The sequence below is a fragment of the Arthrobacter sp. SD76 genome (assembly GCF_049726125.1).
Classification (GTDB): Bacteria; Actinomycetota; Actinomycetes; order Actinomycetales; family Micrococcaceae; genus Arthrobacter; species Arthrobacter nitrophenolicus.
Window position 1 is genome coordinate 3,310,633 of the sequence record NZ_JBNBLR010000001.1, and the last position, 19,973, is coordinate 3,330,605.

At 65.7% G+C, this 19,973-nt stretch carries 15 protein-coding genes, 1 tRNA gene, 3 pseudogenes and 1 riboswitch; of the genes and pseudogenes, 8 read left to right on the forward strand and 11 right to left on the reverse strand.

All coding sequences use genetic code 11. From position 1 onward, the window contains the following. Window positions 1-82 precede the first annotated feature (82 nt). Window positions 83-180: riboswitch (glycine riboswitch) on the reverse strand. A gap of 91 nt (window positions 181-271) precedes the next feature. Beyond that, window positions 272-808, reverse strand: a complete 537-nt coding sequence (locus ACPEE0_RS16000) for a TetR/AcrR family transcriptional regulator (RefSeq protein WP_009359166.1) — start codon at window positions 806-808, stop codon at window positions 272-274. 84 nt (window positions 809-892) lie between these two features. Here ACPEE0_RS16000 and ACPEE0_RS16005 point away from each other — a divergent pair. Next, window positions 893-2,459: pseudogene (locus ACPEE0_RS16005) on the forward strand (MFS transporter). Window positions 2,460-2,555: 96 nt separating this feature from the next. Here ACPEE0_RS16005 and ACPEE0_RS16010 read toward each other — a convergent pair. Beyond that, window positions 2,556-3,035, reverse strand: a complete 480-nt coding sequence (locus ACPEE0_RS16010; protein WP_133352414.1) for a Dps family protein — start codon at window positions 3,033-3,035, stop codon at window positions 2,556-2,558. A 221-nt stretch (window positions 3,036-3,256) separates the two neighbouring features. Here ACPEE0_RS16010 and ACPEE0_RS16015 point away from each other — a divergent pair, with 221 nt between their 5' ends. Continuing rightward, window positions 3,257-4,813: an APC family permease gene (locus tag ACPEE0_RS16015; RefSeq protein WP_424574850.1), complete on the forward strand. Its 1,557-nt coding sequence runs from the start codon at window positions 3,257-3,259 to the stop codon at window positions 4,811-4,813. An 83-nt stretch (window positions 4,814-4,896) separates the two neighbouring features. Here the strand turns inward: ACPEE0_RS16015 and ACPEE0_RS16020 are convergent, their stop codons facing one another. The 3 genes from ACPEE0_RS16020 to ACPEE0_RS16030 form a co-directional block, all read right to left on the reverse strand. Further along, on the reverse strand, window positions 4,897-5,448 hold the full coding sequence (locus tag ACPEE0_RS16020) for an AMIN-like domain-containing (lipo)protein (RefSeq protein WP_035753640.1): 552 nt from the start codon (window positions 5,446-5,448) through the stop codon (window positions 4,897-4,899). 208 nt (window positions 5,449-5,656) lie between these two features. Further along, window positions 5,657-5,959 (reverse strand): DUF4193 domain-containing protein, encoded by a 303-nt coding sequence (locus ACPEE0_RS16025; RefSeq protein ID WP_009359161.1) that lies wholly within the window; start codon window positions 5,957-5,959, stop codon window positions 5,657-5,659. Window positions 5,960-6,049: 90 nt separating this feature from the next. Next, window positions 6,050-6,253: a hypothetical protein gene (locus ACPEE0_RS16030; RefSeq protein WP_009359160.1), complete on the reverse strand. Its 204-nt coding sequence runs from the start codon at window positions 6,251-6,253 to the stop codon at window positions 6,050-6,052. Between the two features lie 142 nt (window positions 6,254-6,395). On the opposite strand from ACPEE0_RS16030, the gene ACPEE0_RS16035 reads away from it, so the two are divergent. Next, complete coding sequence (locus tag ACPEE0_RS16035; RefSeq protein ID WP_354177357.1) at window positions 6,396-6,743, forward strand: hypothetical protein; 348 nt, start codon at window positions 6,396-6,398, stop codon at window positions 6,741-6,743. Window positions 6,744-6,783: 40 nt separating this feature from the next. Here the strand turns inward: ACPEE0_RS16035 and ACPEE0_RS16040 are convergent, their stop codons facing one another. From ACPEE0_RS16040 to ACPEE0_RS16050, 3 genes and pseudogenes are all read right to left on the reverse strand, one after another. Further along, window positions 6,784-8,037: an MFS transporter gene (locus tag ACPEE0_RS16040; RefSeq protein WP_009359157.1), complete on the reverse strand. Its 1,254-nt coding sequence runs from the start codon at window positions 8,035-8,037 to the stop codon at window positions 6,784-6,786. Window positions 8,038-8,050: 13 nt separating this feature from the next. Continuing rightward, a pseudogene (locus tag ACPEE0_RS16045) lies at window positions 8,051-10,218 on the reverse strand (elongation factor G-like protein EF-G2). A gap of 138 nt (window positions 10,219-10,356) precedes the next feature. Continuing rightward, window positions 10,357-10,779 carry a ChaB family protein gene (locus tag ACPEE0_RS16050; protein WP_424574851.1) on the reverse strand — a complete coding sequence of 141 codons (423 nt, stop codon included), beginning with the start codon at window positions 10,777-10,779 and terminating at the stop codon, window positions 10,357-10,359. A gap of 266 nt (window positions 10,780-11,045) precedes the next feature. Between ACPEE0_RS16050 and ACPEE0_RS16055 the strand changes: the two genes are divergently transcribed. Continuing rightward, window positions 11,046-11,996 carry a manganese catalase family protein gene (locus ACPEE0_RS16055; RefSeq protein ID WP_009359154.1) on the forward strand — a complete coding sequence of 317 codons (951 nt, stop codon included), beginning with the start codon at window positions 11,046-11,048 and terminating at the stop codon, window positions 11,994-11,996. 25 nt (window positions 11,997-12,021) lie between these two features. Here the strand turns inward: ACPEE0_RS16055 and ACPEE0_RS16060 are convergent. Both ACPEE0_RS16060 and ACPEE0_RS16065 read right to left on the reverse strand, forming a co-directional pair. Continuing rightward, window positions 12,022-12,098, reverse strand: a tRNA-Thr gene (locus tag ACPEE0_RS16060). Window positions 12,099-12,307: 209 nt separating this feature from the next. Continuing rightward, complete coding sequence (locus ACPEE0_RS16065; protein ID WP_424574852.1) at window positions 12,308-13,180, reverse strand: DsbA family protein; 873 nt, start codon at window positions 13,178-13,180, stop codon at window positions 12,308-12,310. Window positions 13,181-13,358: 178 nt separating this feature from the next. Here ACPEE0_RS16065 and ACPEE0_RS16070 point away from each other — a divergent pair, with 178 nt between their 5' ends. The 4 genes from ACPEE0_RS16070 (at window position 13,359) to ACPEE0_RS16085 (ending at window position 18,521) form a co-directional block, all read left to right on the forward strand. After that, a complete protein-coding gene (locus tag ACPEE0_RS16070; protein WP_354177359.1) occupies window positions 13,359-14,861 on the forward strand; it encodes an alpha,alpha-trehalose-phosphate synthase (UDP-forming) in 1,503 nt (500 codons plus the stop codon). Beyond that, window positions 14,851-15,684: a trehalose-phosphatase gene (gene otsB / locus ACPEE0_RS16075; RefSeq protein WP_424574853.1), complete on the forward strand. Its 834-nt coding sequence runs from the start codon at window positions 14,851-14,853 to the stop codon at window positions 15,682-15,684. The genes ACPEE0_RS16070 and otsB overlap by 11 nt, the downstream gene beginning before the upstream one ends. Window positions 15,685-15,902: 218 nt before the next feature. Beyond that, window positions 15,903-16,985, forward strand: coding sequence for an ABC transporter ATP-binding protein (locus ACPEE0_RS16080; protein ID WP_009359150.1), 1,083 nt, complete (start codon window positions 15,903-15,905; stop codon window positions 16,983-16,985). Between the two features lie 120 nt (window positions 16,986-17,105). Beyond that, on the forward strand, window positions 17,106-18,521 hold the full coding sequence (locus ACPEE0_RS16085) for a DUF4032 domain-containing protein (RefSeq protein WP_009359149.1): 1,416 nt from the start codon (window positions 17,106-17,108) through the stop codon (window positions 18,519-18,521). On the opposite strand, the pseudogene ACPEE0_RS16090 reads toward ACPEE0_RS16085, so the two are convergent. After that, window positions 18,518-19,905: pseudogene (locus tag ACPEE0_RS16090) on the reverse strand (FAD-binding oxidoreductase). The gene ACPEE0_RS16085 and the pseudogene ACPEE0_RS16090 sit on opposite strands and share 4 nt — an antisense overlap. Window positions 19,906-19,973 lie beyond the last annotated feature (68 nt).

Below are 19,973 nucleotides of genomic sequence, written 5' to 3' on the forward strand. Positions count from 1 at the left end.
GCACCGTCGGTGAACACAACAGCCCCGGGTTTCCCGCACTGCGGGTCACCCAGGCGGACTGCCTGCTGCTTTCCAGAGGCGCCTCGCCGCGGCGGTACATGGGCCTGTGAGATTCCTGGGGAGGGTTTGCTCCTACGGCGCCTGCTGTACTATCCGGCAGAACTCTCCCGCCGCAGATCAAAGGCTATTCATTTGGGTTGCTGCGGGGGCCGGTGACAGCTCCCACAGCTCCCAATTGTCCTACGCCACCGCGGCTGGGGCAAATGGCCGGCTACCGCCGCAGGCGTTCCAAGGCTGCCAGCAATTCGTCCACATCCGCGGCCGCACCGCCCGGCGGTACCGGCCCCACAGACAGCATGGCGTTGAAGTAGAGCCCATCCCCCATGTACAGCACTGCTTTGGCCAGGGCCGGGCCGACATCGGCCGCGATCTCGTCGAGCCAGCGCTGCTGGATCGCTGCAAACCGGCGGCGCGTTTCCTCGTGCGCCACCTCCGCCAGGCGGGTTGCCGCGACGATCGCGCGGTCCAGCGGGGTGTCGGCCCAGACGGATGTACGGATGAAGTAGGCCGCAGCCCCCTCCCCGGCGGCTGCCATCGCATCGGCGTCGGCTCCCGCCAGCCCGTCCAGCCGGTCCAGCAGCACCTGGATCAGGGCTTCCTTGTTCGGGAAGTGGTACAGCAGCCCGCCTTTGGACACTCCGGCCTTCGCCGCGACGGCGTCCAGGGTTGCCGCGCGCTCCCCCACCTCAATCAGGAGGGCTTCAAAGGCGTCAAGGACCGCTTCACGGGCTACGGGCTTTCGGGGCATGCGTCTAATCATGCCCGTTGGAACGGTGGCCCCTCCAACCGGACCGGATTCGTAACTATACCGTCTGGACGGTATAGTTATCGCATGACAACTTCCGCAGCAACCACCAGGACCCCGACGGCACCCGCCGGAGGCCCGGCCGTCCGGGCGCCCTGGCGCGACTGGCTGGCCCTGGGCTTACTGATGTTCCCGGTCCTGTTGGTTGCCGTGGACAACACCGCCCTCACCTTTGCCCTGCCCGCCATCGCCCGCGCCCTGGAACCCACCGGCGTCCAGCTCCTCTGGATCGTGGACGCCTACCCGCTGGTGCTCGCCGGCCTGCTGGTGTCCATGGGCAGCCTCGGTGATCGCATCGGCCGGCGGAAGCTGCTGATTATCGGCAGCATCGGCTTTGCCGCCCTGTCCGCGGCCACGGCTTTCGCCCCAAGCCCCGCCTGGCTGATCGCCGGCCGGGCATCCCTGGGATTCTTTGGCGCGATGCTGATGCCATCCACGCTCTCCCTGATCCGCAACATCTTTCCGCAGCCCAGCCGCCGCAGGCTGGCGGTAGCCATTTGGGCCGCCGGTTTCTCCGGCGGCGCGGCCCTGGGACCGATCTTCGGCGGCTGGCTGGTGGAGCAGTTCTGGTGGGGCGCAGTGTTCCTGGTGGCCGTGCCGCTCATGCTGCCCCCTCCTGGCCTTCGGCCCTGCCTTCATTCCGGAGTCAAAGGATCCTGCCCCGGGCCGCGTGGACGTGCCCAGCATCCTGCTGTCCCTGCTGGTGATGGTTCCCCTGGTCTACGGCATCAAGGAACTGGCCACGGAAGGCGCCGGCCCGGCGGCCATCGCGGGCATCGCCTTCGGCCTGGCCATGGGCGCAGTCTTCGTGCGCCGGCAGCTGCGGCTTGCCAATCCACTCCTGGATATGTCCCTGTTCCGGAACAGGGTGTTCAGCATGGCCATTACGGCCAACGTCCTGGCCCTCTTTTCCTTCAACGGGTTCATCCTCTTCCTGGCCCAGCACCTGCAGCTGCTTGAGGGCATGTCCCCTTCGGCAGCGGGCATCGCGATGATCCCGGCCCTCGTGGCCACGGTGGTGGCCGGGCTGGCCGTAGTTCCGCTCGTGCGGCGCGTACGGCCGGGGTTCGTGGTGGCCGCCGGGCTGGCCTTCAGCGCCGCGGGATACAGCATGGTCAGCTTCGGAAACCACGACGGCGGCCCTTCACTGCTGCTGGCAGCCCTGCTGGTGCTTGCCCTGGGAGTAGGCACGGCCGAGACCATTTCCAATGACCTCATTTTGGGGGCCGCGCCGCCGGAGAAGTCCGGTGCCGCCGCTGCCATCTCGGAGACCGGCTACGAAGTGGGCGCACTCCTGGGCACCGCGGTACTGGGCTCGATCCTGACGGCTTCCTACCAGCACAACCTCCGGCTGCCGGACGCCCTGGCGGAGTCGGCATCCGTGGGCGCCATCCACAACGCCGGCGAAACCCTCGCCGGTGCCATGGATGTGGCCGCCGCCCTGCCTGCACCCCTGGCGGACGCGGTGCGGCAGGCCGCGGCGGCCGCCTTCGACTCCGGTGTCCACGTCACCGCGGCAATCGGGCTGGTACTGATGGCCGCGGCGGCGGTCCTCGCCGCCGTCGTACTTCGCAAAGTCCCAACAGCCGCCTAAGGCGGAAGGCCTGGAGGGCACAAAAAAGCGCCCGGCGCCGGAGATGGACCTCCAGCGCCGGGCGCCTGCTGCGGGCCGGCGCTCCGCGCCGACGGGCTACTTGGAATCCGGAGCGGTCACGCTGGCCGTGGGCTTCATGGTTTCGGCGTTCACCATCCAGGCGAACTGCTCCAGCTTGAGGATGAACTCGTGCAGCAGGTCGGCCGTAGTGGGATCCTCCTCGTCCACCTCATCATGGACCTTGCGCATGGTGCCCACGGCAGCTTCCAAGGCGGCGACGATCCGTTCGATCGCATCCTTGGTGCTGATCAGGCCGTCGGGGAACTGCGCCAGGCTGGTGGAGGCCGAAACCGTCGAACTGCGGCCGTCCGGAAGGGCGTGAAGGGCTCGCATGCGCTCGGCCGTATCGTCGGCGAACTGGCGCGCGGCGTCGACAATCTCGTCAAGCTGGAGGTGGAGGTCACGGAAGTTGGTGCCCACAATGTTCCAGTGCGCCTGCTTGCCCTGGATGTGCAGCTCGATCAAGTCGGCGAGCACAGCCTGCAGGTTATTGGTCAGTGTCGGTGAAGCTTTCATGGGTCCTCCTCGATTGGTCCAGTAGTTGCGACGGTACCAGTCCCGCCGGAGGCTGGAGCAGGGCCGAAGGAAGATTTCTCAGTGAGCTTACTAATGTGCCGCCAGCGGTCATAAACGAATGTGATTCATATTTCCCCTTGCGCTTCCACGCCGGTGCCCCCACTAAATGAACGTCATTCATATAGTGACCGCGGTCATAAAGTCTTCCAGAAAGTGGTGCCATGACAGAGACACTCCGCACCAGCACGTCCCCGGCCGGCTCCGGCAAACACACTCCCGGCAGCGGCGGAATCACCGCCAAAGGACTGAAAGGCGGCCAGCTGGGGCTCCTCGCCGTCGTCGTCCTCGGCATTTCCACCATTGCCCCCGCCTACACCCTCACCAGCGCACTGGGACCCACCGTCAATGAAGTCGGACTCCAGCTGCCTGTCATCTTCCTGATCGGGTTCATCCCCATGATCCTGGTCTCGCTCGCCTACCGGGAACTCAACGCCGACTCCCCTGACAGCGGCACCACCTTCACGTGGGTTACCAAGGCCTTTGGCCCGTGGGTCGGCTGGATGGGCGGCTGGGGCCTGCTCGCCGCCAGCATCATCGTCCTGTCCAACCTCGCGGGCGTGGCCGTCGATTTCTTCTACCTCTTCCTCTCCCAGCTCACAGGCTCCGCCGAACTGGCCGACCTTGCCGACAACAAGGCAATCAACGTCCTGACCTGCTTCGTGTTCGTGGCCCTGGCCGTCTGGGTCAGCTACCGCGGCCTGCACGCCACCAAGCTGGTGCAGTACGGCCTTGTGGGGTTCCAGCTGCTGGTCCTTGGCCTATTCGTGGCCATGGCATTCGCCAACTGGTCCGCCTCAGAAACGGCCATCCCCTTCAGCTGGGACTGGTTCGACATCACCAAGGTCGAAACCTTCAGCCAGATAGCCGCCGGGATCTCGCTGTCCATCTTCGTGTACTGGGGATGGGACGTCTGCCTGACCCTCAACGAGGAAACGGCCAACGCCAAGAAAACAGCCGGTGTGGCCGGTACCCTGACCGCCATCATCGTCCTGGCCATCTACCTCCTGGTCAGCATCGCCACCATGATGTTCGCCGGCCTCGGAGATACGGGCAACGGGCTGAACAATGAAGACAACCACGAGAACATTTTCACGGCCCTCGCCTCGCCCATCATGGGCCCGTTCGCCATCCTGATGTCCCTTGCCGTGCTGTCCAGCTCAGCCGCCTCCCTGCAGTCCACCTTTATGTCCCCGGCGCGCGGCCTGTTGGCCATGGGCCACTACGGGGCCCTGCCGGAGCGGTTCGGCAAGGTCAGCAGGAAGTTCGCGACGCCGGGCTTCGCCACCGTTATCGCGGGCGTTGTTTCTGCCGGGTTCTATGCCGTCATGCACGTGGTCAGCGAGAACGTCCTGAACGACACCATCGTGTCACTGGGCCTGATGATCTGCTTCTACTACGGCCTGACTGCCCTGGCCTGCGCCTGGTACTTCCGGCACAGCGACTTCAGCAGCGCACGCAACTTCATCCTGCGGCTGCTGTGCCCCGTTCTTGGCGGGGTGGGCCTGTACGTGGTGTTCCTCCAGACCGCCGTGGACAGCCTCGCACCCGAGTTCGGCAGCGGTTCGGAGGTCTTCGGCGTCGGCCTGGTCTTCGTGCTGGGCGTCGGGATCCTGGCCATGGGCGCGGTATTCATGCTGGTGATGTCCAAGGTGCGGCCCGGCTTCTTCCGGGGCGAAACCCTGAAACGGGACACCCCCGCCCTGGTGGTCCCCGAGTAGGAATCCGCATCCAGCACTAAAGAAGGTGCCGTACCCCCGGATCCGGGAGTACGGCACCTTTTTGCCTTGCGACGGCGGACGTGTCACCAGAAGTGCGCCACATCAACCACCAGGCGGGAACCGGAACCCGGGCCATCCAGGGTGAACACCCGGAACGGAAGGCGGGCACGGACGCCGAGTCCGAGGTTGGTGTACCCCTCGTAGCTGCCGGCCCAAGCCACCTGGCGGAAGGTCTGGTAATTGGCAACGTTGGTGAGTTCAGCCTGATTGGCGGGGTTGTACGTGGGCTGCCCGGTTTCCGGATCATAGGCGGGGGCATTGACCGTGACCTGCAGCCGGGCGCCGCCCCGGACGGGGACCGTGAAGCCGGAACCGTCCTGGACCACGTTCGCGACGTAACGCACGTTGTAGCCCGTTTCCGGGCCGTTGAGGTCCACCACCAAGCGGTCGAAGCAGTAGTGCTGCCCGGTCCGGACGTTGGTGACGGATGCTTTGCCGAACGAGTCTTCAGCTTTGGCCAGTGACCCCCACACCAGCCCGCAATACGAGGTGGTTGCCGAGGCGGGCCCCGGAACCAGGATTCCCAGCCCGACGGCCATGAGGATAGCCGTGAGCCAAATGGAGAGTTTTTTCATTGTGGAGCCACCCAGGGAAGGAGCGATTGGATAGCTCAAGACGTAGGAGCCCCGGGCGCGCGAAACGAGGCCTGTGGCCGCTTCGGCGCGCAACCGTTAGCCTCCGGCGGCCAGCATTAAGAGGCCATAAAAGCGGCACCCATTCCTGGCCTTTCTTGACCCTTCCGGTGCCGTTTCTGCATCAGGCCGTTACCGGCGGTAACGGCGGTCAGCCTTCACATTCAATGCAGTACTTCAGGCCGTTCTTCTCAAGCGCCACCTGGGACCGGTGGCGGACCAGGAAGCACGATGAACAGGTGAACTCGTCCTGCTGCTCGGGAACGACGATGACGGTCAGTTCCTCATTCGAAAGGTCGGCGCCGGGCAGGTCGATACCTTCGGCGGTGTCGTTCTCATCGAGGTCTATGACCGCGGTCTGCGCATTGCCGCCCCGTGACGCCTGGAGGGCCTCGAGCGAGTCAGCCGGAGACTCTTCTTCCTGCTTGCGTGGAGCATCGTAATCGGTAGCCATAGCCTTCACTTTCGTTGCTGCGCAGCGCCATTTCCGGCACCTCAGTGAAGCAGTTTAGGGCATGATCCCGTCACCAGCGCAATAGTGTGTTCATTCGGACGCCGGCGCAGCATCCGCCACGGATTCGCCGTGCGCGGCGCGGGCCTGGCCTGCTCCAACAGCCACGCCGCTGAGCGCGGGGAGCCAGCCCCAGCGGGTGGCATCGGCCATGGCGCCGGCGGCCTCGTCCGGCGACTCGTAGGTGAAAGTGCCGGTCAGCCAGGTGCGAAGCCGCAGGAGAAGGTCAGCTGTCATGCCTGCAACCTATGCGGCGATTGTTGTGGGCACGTTTCCCGCCGGTCTCGCAGCCGTTAATCCGTGGCGGTTTACCGGGCGTGGTCCTACGCTGAAAGCGCGCCGGCCCCATCAGCCGGAGTACAGCGTTGAAGGAGGCATCATGGCAGCGAAGCTCAACCGCACGGCACTTGCCCAGGCCCGCCAGCTGATCAAGGAAGGAAAGGTGGAGCGGGACATCCGGGATGACTGGAGCGAGCACGCCCCGTCCACGGACCAGGAAAATTCGTTCATCGACAAGCACGGCTTCAAGGACTTCGCAGCGTGGCACCTGGGCCGCGACGACGAAAAGTCGGAGGGTACCAAGGGGAGCGTCAGCTTTCCCTACGGGGACTTCAGCAAGGTGCACCGGTGCGCGGTCATCTCGCTGGAGGGAAGGGCCGCCCAGTACGGCCACGACGACATCCGCGATGCGGCGCGGAAGCTGCTGGAACTGATGGACGGGGACTGAGGCTGCGGCGGTTCCGGGCTGGCCAGAGAGCGGTGTGCGGCTAGGTGGCTGCGGTGAGGTCCGACGCCGTATCCGCCTGCGAGCGCTGCCGGCGGCTGAGCAGGATGAACGGCGCGGCCAGCAGCTGCACGGCGCCGCTGACTGCCAGTGATGCCGGGTAGCCGTAAAGGTCTGCGCTCCGGCCGAGCAGGGGCTGCACCACCACGCCGCCGCTGGAACCCATCAGGGAATCGAAGCTGAGGACAGTGGCGCGCTGCTTGGACGCAATCATGTCGTTCAGGTACGCCTGGCGCACCGGCGTGCCTGCCGCGCCCACCACTGCCCACAGTGCCAGCAGGACCAGGGCCAGCCAGAAAGTAGTGGTGAACAGCAGCACCACCAGGATCACTGAGCTGACCACGTTGCTCACGATCAGCACGGTGGTGCGCCTGCGCACCCGTTGCCGCACGCGGGGCGCCATCCAGCCGCCCACGATGTCCGCCCCCGCCACGATGGCAGCCGCCAGCCCTGCAACGGCGTAGGCCCGGGGGTCACCGAACAGCTGGAGCAGGTAGGGCTGCAGGGCATAGAACACATAGAAGCCCACGCCTTCGGTGAATGGGGCTGCCAGCATGATGTACCGCACCGGCGGGTGCTTGAAGCCGCCGTCGATCGAAGCCTTGAGGACGGACCGGGTGGCCCGCAGGGGGTGCGCCGACCGCTCCGGCGTGAAGCCGACGTCGCGCATCAGCAGGAACGCCACGGCAAACATGGCCACCAGGACGCCCACGCGGATCAGGAACGGCACACCGAGGTCGGTGGCCTGGGCGATCACGCCGCCTGCCACGGAACCGCCCAGCATTGCCACCCCGGACACCATCTGTCCGCGCCCGAGCACCGCTTCCAGGCCGCCGTCGTAGCCGGAATAATGCAGGGCATCCACCAGCCAGGCTTCCACCGCGCCGGAAAAGAAGGTGAAGCCCAGGCCCAGCAGCACGGAGACAACAGCCCACCACAAGAACGGCGCTGACCACTGCCAGAGCAGGTAGTACAGGAATGTGGACGAGGCAAGGGTGATGGTGCCGAGCAGGAATGACACCCGCCGGCCCCAGCTGTCCGCCACAACGCCGGTAGGCACTTCGAAGAGCACCATGCCGGCCGTGAAGAAGGCGTTGGCGGCAAAGGCTTCGAGGTTGCTGAGCCCGGCGTCGAGCAGGAACAGGGTGTTGATCCCCCAGATGAAGGACGTCGCAAGGGTGTTGCCGAGTGTCAGGGTCAGGTAGACCCGCTGGATCTTCCGTGCGGCCGCGTTCATCGGGAGGAAAGGCTTAGGAGGGGCTGAAACTGGCGGGAACGGGATCGTGCCGCAGGTAGCGGCGGGTGAACCGGCCGGTTCCGGCGGTCAGCGCCCTGAGTTCGACGGCGTAGCGCAGCAGTTCCTGGTCCGGCACCTCCGCGCTGATTTCGGTCAGCCCGTCCCCGGTGGAGGTGGTGCCGGTGAGCCTTCCCCGCCGGCCGGACAGATCGCTCATGACGGAACCGACGTGCTCGTCCGAAACGGTGATGCCCACGGATGACACTGGCTCCAGGAGCTGGATTTTTCCGGCTGCAGCCGCCTCCCTCAGCGCCAGCGCGCCGGCGGCCTGGAATGCGGCGTCGGAGGAGTCAACGCTGTGCGCCTTGCCACCCACCAGCGTTACCCGCACATCCACCACCGGGAATCCTGCCGATACTCCCTTCTCCATCTGTGCCCGGACACCCTTCTCCACGGACGGGATGAAGGTCCCGGGGATCACCCCGCCAACTGTCTTGTCCAGGAACTCAAACCCTCCGCCGCGGTCGAGCGGTTCCACCTCGATATCGCAGACGGCATACTGCCCGTGGCCGCCTGACTGCTTCACGTGGCGGCCGTGCCCGGCGGAGGGTGCCGCGAATGTTTCCCGAAGCGGGGTCACCACGTCCACCGTGTGCAGCTTCACGCCCTGCTCGCGCAGCCGGTCCAGCACCACCTCGGCGTGTGCCTCGCCCATCACCCACAGGACCAGCTGGTGGGTTTCGGCATTCCGTTCCACCCGAAGGGTGGGGTCGCCGGCCGCGATCTTGCCCAGGCTCCGCGCCAGCGCGTCCTCGTCGCTCCGGGAATCCGGTTCCACCGCCACCGGAAGCAGCGGCTCCGGCATCTCCCAGGTGGCGAGGATCAGGGGCTTGTCCCGGGAGGAGATGGTGTCCCCTGTTTCGGCGCTTCCCAGTTTGGCCAGTGCGCACATGTCCCCCGCAACGCAGTACGGCACGGGCCGCAGGGTTGCACCGAGAGGCGAGTAGATGTGGGTGACGCGCTCGTCGGTGTCGTGGTCCTGGTGGCCGCGGTCCGCAAGCCCGTGCCCGCCAACATGCACTGGTGAGTCTTCACGCAGCGTCCCGGAAAAGACCCGGACAAGGCAGATCCGCCCCAGGAACGGGTCGATGGATGTCCGGACCACCTCGGCGGCCAGCGGTCCGGCGGGGTCGCAGGCCAGCGACCCCTCCGGTTGTCCCGCCAGGTCGGTCACCCCCGGCAGGCCGCGCTCCGTTGGCGGCGGAAAAGCGCGGACCAGCACTTCCAGCAGTTCGGCCGTTCCCAGGCCGGTCAGCGCCGACGCCGGAAGGACCGGAAGAAGGAGCCCCGGGCCACAGCGGTTTCCAGGTCATCGATCAACACTCCGGTGTCGATGTCCTCGCCGCCCAAATAGCGGTCCATCAAGGACTCATCCTCGCTCTCGGCGATGATTCCCTCGATCAGCTCGCCCCTGGCCGCCTCCACGCCTGCCAGTTCGCCGTCGTCCGCCTCGCGGTTGCCGGGAGTCTCCCCTGCCGAATAATCGGTGACGGTACGGGACAAGAGCCCTAAGAGCCCGGTAACGTCGCCGCCCGTCCGGACCGGGACGTAGAGCGGAAGGACGCCCTCGCCGAACGCCTTTTGGCACTCGGCGAGGGCGCCGTCGTAATCAGCCCGCGGATGGTCCGTCCGGGTAATCACGACGGCGCGTGGCAGCCTCGCCTGCTCGCACTCCGCCCACAGGGCAGTGGTGGTGGCGTCGATCCCGTCGACGGCCGAGACGACGAAGAGTGCGGCATCCGCGGCCCGCAGCCCGGCGCGCATCTCGCCGATGAAGTCCGGGTAGCCGGGAGTGTCCAGCAGGTTGACCTTGATGCCGTCCACGAGCAGGGGCACCAGCGAGAGCGTGACGGAGCGCTGCTGGTGGACGGCGGCAGGATCGGAGTCACTTACGGTTGTGCCGTCGGCGATGGATCCTTTCCGCGTGATCATGCCGTTGGCGGCAAGCAGGGCTTCAATGAGCATAGTTTTGCCGGCACCGGAATGGCCGACCAGCGCAATGTTGCGGATCCTGGCCGGATCCTCGGCCGCAATTCCCGCGGAGCCGTCCAAGCGGCGTGTTTCCGGGCCGGTCCTGCCGCCGGATGTCCTCGCTGTGTCCTTCGTGCCTTTCACCGACATGGGATCCTCCTGGCGTCTTTGCCCTGCAACCCGTCCTAGCGTGTCCTCTGATTCGACACCCTGGGACGCGTTACGGCAAGAGCGCCGGCGGCCCGGAACCCGCAATGTGCCCTGTTACGGCATGAATGCGTACAGAGGCTACTCCCTGGCCTTGCGGGTGGCTGCGTCATTGGCCTTCCGCAGCGCCTTGACCAGTTCGCCCTTGTCCATCTTTGAGCGGCCTTTGACATCCAGCTTCCTGGCGAGCCGGAGCAGGTGCTCCTTGGAGGCATTGGCATCCACTCCGCCGGCGGTGGGCTTGGAGGATTTGACGCCCTCCTCGGCCCGTTTGTCAGAAGGGCCCTTCTTGCCCTTGGGTTCCCAGTGGTCCCCCACCTTCTCGTAGCTGTGCTTCAGGGACGCGTAGGCGGCGCGGGCGGCGCGGCTCTCATCGTTGCTGTAGGACTCCAACGCCGAATCGTAGGTCTTGGCGAACGTGTCCTGGGCTTTTTGCTCCGAGCGCTGCAGCGTGGACGGAAGCTCGTCCTTGCGTGCGTGCTGGTTTTTTCCGGTCTTGGGCATGGCACCCATCCTCCTTTTATCAGCAGGCTGATCATTTGAAGATGACACCAGCTTAAGCCCGGCCGAGGAGCATGCCCCCAACTTTTCCCGGAACCCTTGCCAGCCAGATACTAAGCATGCTTATGGTATGGGGGCACTGGTTGTCCATCGGGTCCATGGGCGGACGGCCACAGCGCTCCGGGAGTTACTGCGGCCGTGGAACCAAGGGCCGTTGAACCGATGAACTGCAGCATTCAGTATCAGAGCAACAGTGAGGAAACGGCCCCATGTACCTGCACACCCAACTCCTGATCAATGAAATCGCCGCCGATGAGCCGGACCCCGCCGCAGCGAACGCCCTCCAGGAGGGCCTTGGCGGGCAATTCGGCGAAATGCGCACCATGATGCAGTACCTGTTCCAGAGCATGAATTTCCGCGGCGACGCGGCGGCAAAGCCCTACAAGGACCTCCTCCAGGGCGTTGGAACGGAGGAGATCAGCCACGTCGAGCTGATTGGAACCACGATTTCCCAGTTGCTGGACGGTTCCCCGAGATACCAGGGCAAGAAGACCGACCCCGTGGACGAGCCGGGCGCAAAGGGAGCCACCCCGCTGAAGATCGCCCTCGACACAGGCAACATCCACCACTACCTCGTGGGGGCCCAGGGTGCGCTGCCGGTCGACTCCGTCGGCAACCCCTGGAGCGGTTCCTACGTGTACAACAGCGGAAACCTGGTCCTGGACCTGCTGTACAACCTGATGCTTGAATCCACCGGCCGGCTGCAGAAGTGCCGGATCTACGAAATGACGGACAACAAGACCGCCCGGTCCACCATCGCCTACCTCATCGTCCGGGACCAGGCCCATGAAAACGCCTTCGCCAAGGCCCTCGAAAGCCTCGGCGTGAACTGGGGCAAGGTCCTGCCCATCCCCAAGACCAAGGCTGAACAATTCCCGGAGGTGAAGAAGCTGCTGGACCAGGGCCTCCAGAGCATCCAGTACACGTTCAGTGCGGACAACCTCAGCGAGGCCGGCAAGCTCTTCCGGGGCGCGTCCCCGTCCAATGACGGAACGGAACTGCGGACCGATGTCATGCCGGAGGGCGCCCCGATGACCATTTCGCCTGAACGCCGGGAGGAGTTCTCCCCGGGGCTGGACCCTGAACTCCTGGCACTGATCCAGGCGACGGCCGAGGTGGAACTTCAGGAGGCTGACAACCCCCGGGTGTCCGGGAGCTAGGAGTTGGCCCCTCGGCGGGTTCTCGTGGAGCCCCCTGTCGGATTCGAACCGACGACCCCCGCTTTACAAGAGCGGTGCTCTGGCCAACTGAGCTAAGGAGGCATGCCCTGGCGGGCGGGCGCCGTGACGGCGCTAGATAAGGTTAGCCCAACTCCCGCCGGTGGTAAAAACGCCGGCGGCCGGGGCAGGCCGCACCGAAGCGGACAACAAGGGGCCCGTTCCCGGAACAGTTTGATGTTCCGGGAACGGGCCCCTTCTGTAACAGTCCGACGGCGTGCAACAGTCCGACGGCGTGCAACAGTCCGGCGGTGCTACGCCTTCGCGTCGATCGCAGCCTGGATGTCGGCGTTGAGGTCGGTGGTGCCGTCCCACTGCTTGCCGTCAATGAAGATGGTGGGCGTGCCGGTGATGCCCGTGTTGGACGCCAGCTGGGTGGAGTACTTCACGTAGGGACGGAAGGTCTTGTCATCAACGCAGCTGTTGATGTCCGCACCAATGTCACTGGCCAGTGACTTGAGCTTGTCGTCCGAGAGGCCCTCACCGCCTTCGGCAGGCTGGTTGGTGAACAGGACGTCGACGTATTCGGCATACTTGTCGGGCGCCTGGTCAGCCACGCACGCGGCGGCGTTCGCTGCGCGGGAAGAGTAATTGGTGCTGGACTGGCGGTCCAGGAAGCCCAGCGGCCGGTATTCAAGGGAGATCTTGCCCTCGTTGCGGAGCCCGGTGAGCGAGTCGTTGTAGGTGTCCTCGAAGCGCTTGCAGACGGGGCAGATGAAGTCGATGTAGGCAACGATCTTCACCGGCTGGCCTTCTTCGGCCTCGGCACCAAGGGCCACCACCGGGTTGGGGGCGTCCTGCTTGGCCGGAACGTTGGCAATGTCCACCGTGGCCGCATCCGTGGACTTCACCTCGGTGTTGGCCAGCAGCGTCACACCGCCGTTGACGTTGCCGTTTGCCGGCACCGGGCCCTGGTCTGCGATGGGCGTGTTCTGCCGGATGCTGGTGGTAACCACCAGGGCCACGACCGCCAGGATGGCCACCACCGCCGCCACGATGCCCCAGCCGATCAGCAGCTTGTTGCGCTTGTCCTTCTTGAGCTGCGCCTCCCGGATCAGGCGCGCTTTCTCGCGCGCCTCCGCGGTTCGCTCAGCCTTGGACTTGCGTACTTCGTTTGCAGGGCTCATGTGTTCCTTGGGTCGATCGACGTAGGGGGTCCACTTCGTGGCACACCCCCATTTTAGGGGAGAAACCTGAGAGCTTGCCCCTTCAAGTATTCCTACGGCTTGACCAACGGACGAATAGCACCGATGATTCCGTCCCGTTAGGGTGGGGAAAGAGGCACAAGCAACCCCAGGGGCCGCAATGCAAACACCCGTCCAGGAAAAACCCGCCGCTAAAGCTGAGGCCGGCGCCGCCGGCAGGAGCCATGGCAGGGTGACGAAATACGACTTCATGGTGGTCTCCAACAGGCTGCCCGTTGACCGCTGCGCCGCCGGCGAAAGCGGGGATGACGGTTCAGGCTGGCGCCGCTCGCCGGGCGGCCTGGTGACCGCGCTGGCCCCGATGATGACAAAGACCGACGGCGCATGGGTGGGCTGGCACGGTGCACCCGATGAAACGGTAGAGCCCTTCAGCCACGGCGGCATGGACCTGGTGCCCGTCCAGCTCAGCACCGACGATGTGGAGCTGTATTACGAGGGCTTCTCCAACGCCACCCTCTGGCCGCTCTACCACGACGTCATCGCCCCGCCGGAATTCCACCGCACCTGGTGGGACACCTACCGGAAGGTCAACCAGAGGTTCGCCGACGCCGTCGCCCGCCATGCGGACCACGGCGCCACCGTGTGGGTGCAGGACTACCAGTTGCAACTGGTCCCCCGGATGCTGCGCCGGGCCCGGCCGGACCTGCGGATCGGGTTCTTCAACCACATCCCCTTCCCGCCACCGGAGATTTTCGCGCAGTTGCCCTGGCGGCACGCGATCATTGACGGCCTCCTCGGCGCCGACCTGGTTGGCTTCCAGCGGGTCAGCGACGCGGGGAACTTCATGCGCTCGGCACGGCGCTTCCTGGGGGCCAGCGTCAAGCAGCAGCAGGTGCATGTCAAAGGCCAGGACGGCGAGATCACCCACATCGCCCGGGCACAGGCGTTTCCCATCTCCATCGACGTCCAGCAGATCAGCGAACTTGCGGCCAAGCCTGAAATCATCGAGCGGGCACGGCAGATCCGCCAGGACCTGGGAAATCCCAAGACCATCCTGCTCGGCGTGGACCGGCTGGACTACACCAAGGGCATCCGGCACCGGCTCAAGGCATTCGAGGAACTCCTGGCCGACGGCAAGCTCAAGGTGGGCGACGCGACCCTGATCCAGGTGGCTTCCCCCAGCCGTGAACGCGTGGAACAGTACCGCCTGCTGCGCGAAGAGGTGGAGGGCACGGTGGGGCACATCAACGGCACCTACGACACCATCGAAAACACCGCCGTCCGCTACCTGCACCACAGCTACCCGGTGGAGGAAATGGTGGCCCTGTACCTGGCCGCCGATGTCATGCTGGTCACCGCCCTGCGGGACGGCATGAACCTCGTGGCAAAGGAATACGTGACCGCCCGGACCAATAACGACGGCGCCCTGGTCCTCAGCGAATTTGCGGGTGCTGCCGACCAGCTCAAGCAGGCCCTACTGATGAACCCGCACGATATCGACGGCCTCAAGAGCACCATCATGCGTGCCGTGGAGTTGCCGCCCCGCGACGCCGCCAGGAGGATGCGCGCCATGCGGAAGCAGATTCTTGAACACGACGTGGACGCCTGGTCCGCCGATTTCCTCCGGGCCCTGAACGAAAAGGTGGTCCGGGATGACTCCTGACGGCAGCACCGGAACTTTCCTGGCGCTCTCCCCGGAGCTCCGGCAGGCCGTCCGGCGCGTGGCCGGCACCGATCATCTGCTGGTGGCCATGGACTTCGACGGGACCATGGCGCCCATCGTGGCACACGCCGACGACGCACGCCCCCTTCCCCGTGCGGCCGCAGCGTTCGCGGGGCTGGCCGCGCTGCCGCGGACGACGACGGCCCTCATCTCAGGCCGCGCCCTCGCCAGCCTGCGCGCCGTCGCTTCGCCGCCGGTGGAGTCACTGCTCATTGGCAGCCACGGGGCGGAAGCCTGGCCGGGGCCCGGCTCCACCGGGCTCACGCTTGATGTTCAGCAAAAGGAACTGCTGGCCGAGGTCCGCGCCATCCTTGCTGAAATTGTGGCCAACGCCCCCGGAACCATGCTCGAGGACAAGCCGGCAGGGGTGGTGCTGCACACGCGCCAGGCAGCGGACGACGTTGCCGCCGACGCCGTGGCTGCCGCGCGCTCACTGCTGCAGGACCGCAAGGGCGTGTTCCTGAAGGACGGCAAGCGGGTCCTGGAGACCTCCGTCGTCAACGCTTCAAAAGGCGAAGGCGTCACATTCCTGCGGCAGGTCACAGGAGCCACGGCAGTCCTGTTCGCGGGCGACGACACCACTGACGAGGACGCGCTGGCACGGCTGGAGCCCGGCGATGTGGGCGTGAAAGTGGGCCTGGACTTCACCCAGGCCCAGTACCGCGTGGAGGCGCCGGTACATGTGGCGGAGCTGCTTGAGGCGCTGCTCCAGGAGCGGAGCCTTGCCGTGGCGGAAGAGGATCCGCAAGAGGCGCAGGGGTAAAAGGTGTCCAGGACGACATGTGACGTCCGTAACATTTGCAACAATAAACAAGGCGTCTGACATACTCTTGCTTGTGATGTGGCGCACAGACACCGTGCGGCGTCACTCGGTGCGTTGCGGCCAGTCCGCAGTTCACCTTGCAACACAAAACTGAACAAACATGAACCATTCACAACGGATCGTCCGGCACGTACCTGCCGGTGAAGGGATTGATAACTGTGGCTACAGTTACTTTTGATAACGCTACGCGTCTGTACCCGGGCACAGAAAAGCCCGCCGTCGATAAGCTCAACATCGACATCGCCGATGGCGAATTCCTGGTCCTCGTGGGACCCTCCGGTTGCGGTAAGTCCACCTCCCTGCGCATGCTCGCGGGCCTCGAGGACGTCAACGCCGGCCGCATCCTGATCGGTGACCGCGACGTCACCGATGTTCCGCCGAAGGACCGCGACATCGCGATGGTGTTCCAGAACTACGCGCTGTACCCGCACATGACTGTGGCCGACAACATGGGCTTCGCCCTCAAGATCGCCGGCGTCTCCAAGGAAGAGCGCGCTGAGCGCGTTCGCGAAGCAGCCAAGCTCCTCGACCTCGAGCAGTACCTGGACCGCAAGCCGAAGGCACTCTCCGGCGGTCAGCGCCAGCGTGTTGCCATGGGCCGCGCCATCGTGCGTAACCCGCAGGTCTTCCTCATGGACGAACCGCTCTCCAACCTGGACGCCAAGCTGCGCGTCCAGACCCGTACGCAGATCGCGTCCCTGACCCGGCGCCTCGGCGTCACCACGGTCTACGTGACCCACGACCAGGTCGAGGCCATGACCATGGGTGACCGCGTGGCTGTGCTCAAGGACGGCCTGCTGCAGCAGGTTGACACCCCGCGCAACCTCTACGACCGTCCCAAGAACGTCTTCGTTGCCGGCTTCATCGGCTCCCCCGCCATGAACCTGCTGGAACTGCCCGTCGTCGACGGCGGCGTCCAGTTCGGCGGCACCGTCTACCCCGTGCCGCGCGACGTTCTCGAAGAGGCTCACGGCTCCACCGTGACGCTTGGCAGCCGTCCCGAAGACCTGGAAACCGCGCCGCACGGCGAGGGCCTGAAGGTTGAGGTGGACGTCGTCGAAGAGCTCGGCGCCGACGCCTACGTCTACGGCCACACCACGCTGGACGGCAAGGACCACGACATCGTGGCACGCGTCGACGGCCGCCGTCCCCCGATGAAGGGCGAGGCCATCTACGTTCGCCCGCAGTCGGGCCACGTGCACCTGTTCGACACCAAGACCGGCCTGCGCCTCGGCGACTAAATCGCGTCCTAACCGACGGCGGCCCACACCCTTTTAGGAAACGGTGTGGGCCGCCGTCGGCCTTTAACTGCGCCTGCCGGCGATTTAGGCGCCCACCGCCAAGTACGGAAGAATTGAACCATGACCGAGGAATACAGCGCCCAGTGGCACGACGAACCCACCGACTACGCGCAGATCGGAAAACTGCCGCGGTTCGTGGCGGCCAGTGCCGATGACGGGAAAGCCGCCTCGGTCTCGTCGCTCAACATCACCGCCGCTGCCGCGGACCCCGAGTTGCTGGACCTGCCGTGGCACATCGCTTTGGAGGACTGGCCGGCTGAATACCTGGCGGCGCTGCCCCGCGGTATCTCCCGGCATATCGTCCGCTTCGCGCACCTCGGCGGCTCCGTCATCGCCATCAAGGAAACCTCCGAGCACGTGGCACGGCACGAATACCACATGCTCCGCAAGCTCGCCCGGCTGGACGTGCCCTGCGTTGAGCCGGTGGCGGTCATTACAGGCCGTGCAACCCCGGACGGCCGGCCGCTCAACCCGGTCCTGGTCACCCGGCACCTCAAGTTCTCCATGCCGTACCGCGCGCTGTTCTCCCAGATGCTCCGCAAGGACACCCTGACGCGCCTCATCGACGCGCAGGCGCTGCTCCTGGTGCGGCTGCACCTGATCGGGTTCTACTGGGGCGACGTGTCCCTCTCCAACACCCTGTTCCGCCGCGACGCCGGCGCCTTTGCCGCCTACCTGGTGGACGCGGAAACCGGTGAGCTGTACCCGGACCTCTCCACCGGCCAGCGCGAATACGATCTTGAAATCGCGCGCGTCAACATCGCCGGCGAACTCATGGACCTCCTGGACGGCGGCCTGATCGAGGAAAAGGTGGACCCCGTGGCCACCAGCGAACTCATCATGGACAGCTACCGCCGCCTCTGGGCGGAGCTGACCGAGAAGGAGTCCTTCGAACTCGGCGAGCGCTGGCGTGTGGGTGCCCGCATCCGCCGGCTCAACGAACTCGGCTTCGACGTCGAGGAATACGCCATCAAGACCACGCAGAACGGGTCCACCATCCAGCTGCAGCCGAAGGTGGTGGACGCCGGGCACCACCAGCGGCGCCTGCTCCGCCTCACCGGCCTGGACGCACAGGAAAACCAGGCGCGCCGCCTCCTGAATGACATGGACTCCTTCCGGGCCGACAACAACCCGGACATGGATGAGGAATACAGTGCCCACCTGTGGGTCAGCCAGGTTTTCGAGCCGATCGTCCGTTCCATTCCGCGCGACATGTCCGGCAAGCTGGAGCAGGCGGAGGTGGTCCACGAAGTCCTGGAGCACCGCTGGTACATGTCCGAGAAGCAGGAACGCCACATTCCCCTGGCCGAGGCGGTCCAGTCCTACATCGACTCCATCCTCCGCCACCGCCGGGATGAAGCAGCTATCATGCTGAATCCGGACACCGGGCTGCTGAAGATCCTTGAGGTGGAGACCGAGGAGTCCCGGTATGGCGACGAGGAGTCCATCGACGAATACCCGGACGCGGACGACTAAGGCAGGATCGCTTTGCCCGGGTTCAGGATGCCCTCAGGGTCGAACAGGTCCTTGATCCTGCGCTGAAGCTGCCGCAGCGGCTCCGGCTGCTCCTGCCCCAGCCACCGCAGCTTGTACTGGCCCACGCCGTGTTCGCCCGTAATGGTGCCGCCCATGTCCAATGCTGCCGTAATGGACTCGTCCAGGGCCCGCTGGAGCCGCTCCATTGCCCCGGCATCCACGCCCTGGCCGTCCCGCTCAATCCAGAAGGTGGGGTGCAGGTTGCCGTCCCCGGCATGGGCCACCACCTTGAGGTTCACGTTGTGGCGTGCGGCCATGTTCTCCAGCTCGCCGACATAATCCACCAGGCGCGAACGCGGCACGGCCACGTCCTCGCCTACCCGGTACTCATCGTCAACCTCGGCGCCCCTGCTGTGCCGCCGGAGCTCCACCAGCCGTTCAGCCTCGGCGTTGGCTTCCGCAGTCACCACTGCACCGCCTGACCGAAGGACTCTGCGCACCACCTCCGCCTCGGCTTCGGCGCCGAACCCGTCCGTCTGGACCAGGAGGAGGAGCCGCCCCGGGCGGTGAGGTTCGACCCGTGGATGTCGTCCAGCTGGGCCAGCGTGCCGCCGTCGAGCAGTTCCATGATGGCGGGCTGGACCCGCGCCTTGCCGACCGCCAGGACCCCTGCGGCGGCCATCCGGAAGTCGGGGTAGAAGGCTGCCACCGTATGCACCTTGTGGGGCAGGTACTTTAGGCGCACGGTGATGCCGACGACAATGCCAAGCGTCCCTTCCGAGCCGACAAACAGGCCCGTCAGGTCATAGCCCGCCACGCCCTTGAAGGTCTGGTGGCCGGTATGGAGAAGGGAACCGTCGGCAAGCACCACATCGAGGGCCAGCACCGAATCCCTGGTGACCCCGTACTTTGCGCAGCGCAGCCCGCCGGCGTTCGTGGCCACATTGCCGCCGATCGTGGACGTGCGGAAGCTCGCAGGATCCGGTGCGTACATGAGGCCATGTACGGCGGCGGCCTCATTGAGTACTGCGTTGACCACTCCGGGTTCCACGACGGCCGTTTCGTCATCCGGGTTCAGCGCAAGGATGTGGTCCATCCGCTCCAGCGACATGACAATGCAGTTGCGCGTGGCGTGGGCGCCTCCGGATACGCCGGTCCCAGCTCCCCGGGCCACCACCGCCACGCCCCTGGCCGCACAGCTGCGCACCACGGCCTGGACGTCTGCAACGGACTGCGGGAATACGACGGCGAGTGGCAGGTGGAAGTCGATGACGGGCGCCTGGTCCACGGCGTACCGGCGAAGCGCGGCTTCCCTGACGTCAACCTGCCCGGGGGCGAGCATGCCCTCGAGTTCATCAACCACGCTGCCCACAAAAGCCTCCATCCGGCGTCGGATCCGTCTCCTCAGTCTAGGGGCAGCAGGGCACGCACTTCGTAACCTTCCCCCCCGCA

Bases quoted from the DNA above. Each gene is read 5' to 3' on its own strand.
- ACPEE0_RS16000 (WP_009359166.1), bottom strand. From the start codon at position 808: ATGCCCCGAAAGCCCGTAGCCCGTGAAGCGGTCCTTGACGCCTTTGAA.
- ACPEE0_RS16030 (WP_009359160.1), bottom strand. From the start codon at position 6,253: ATGACAGCTGACCTTCTCCTGCGGCTTCGCACCTGGCTGACCGGCACT.
- ACPEE0_RS16055 (WP_009359154.1), top strand. From the start codon at position 11,046: ATGTACCTGCACACCCAACTCCTGATCAATGAAATCGCCGCCGATGAG.
- otsB (WP_424574853.1), top strand. From the start codon at position 14,851: ATGACTCCTGACGGCAGCACCGGAACTTTCCTGGCGCTCTCCCCGGAG.
- ACPEE0_RS16065 (WP_424574852.1), bottom strand. From the start codon at position 13,180: ATGAGCCCTGCAAACGAAGTACGCAAGTCCAAGGCTGAGCGAACCGCG.
- ACPEE0_RS16025 (WP_009359161.1), bottom strand. From the start codon at position 5,959: ATGGCTACCGATTACGATGCTCCACGCAAGCAGGAAGAAGAGTCTCCG.
- ACPEE0_RS16010 (WP_133352414.1), bottom strand. From the start codon at position 3,035: ATGAAAGCTTCACCGACACTGACCAATAACCTGCAGGCTGTGCTCGCC.
- ACPEE0_RS16035 (WP_354177357.1), top strand. From the start codon at position 6,396: ATGGCAGCGAAGCTCAACCGCACGGCACTTGCCCAGGCCCGCCAGCTG.
- ACPEE0_RS16070 (WP_354177359.1), top strand. From the start codon at position 13,359: ATGCAAACACCCGTCCAGGAAAAACCCGCCGCTAAAGCTGAGGCCGGC.
- ACPEE0_RS16040 (WP_009359157.1), bottom strand. From the start codon at position 8,037: ATGAACGCGGCCGCACGGAAGATCCAGCGGGTCTACCTGACCCTGACA.
- ACPEE0_RS16020 (WP_035753640.1), bottom strand. From the start codon at position 5,448: ATGAAAAAACTCTCCATTTGGCTCACGGCTATCCTCATGGCCGTCGGG.
- ACPEE0_RS16050 (WP_424574851.1), bottom strand. From the start codon at position 10,779: ATGCCCAAGACCGGAAAAAACCAGCACGCACGCAAGGACGAGCTTCCG.
- ACPEE0_RS16085 (WP_009359149.1), top strand. From the start codon at position 17,106: ATGACCGAGGAATACAGCGCCCAGTGGCACGACGAACCCACCGACTAC.
- ACPEE0_RS16015 (WP_424574850.1), top strand. From the start codon at position 3,257: ATGACAGAGACACTCCGCACCAGCACGTCCCCGGCCGGCTCCGGCAAA.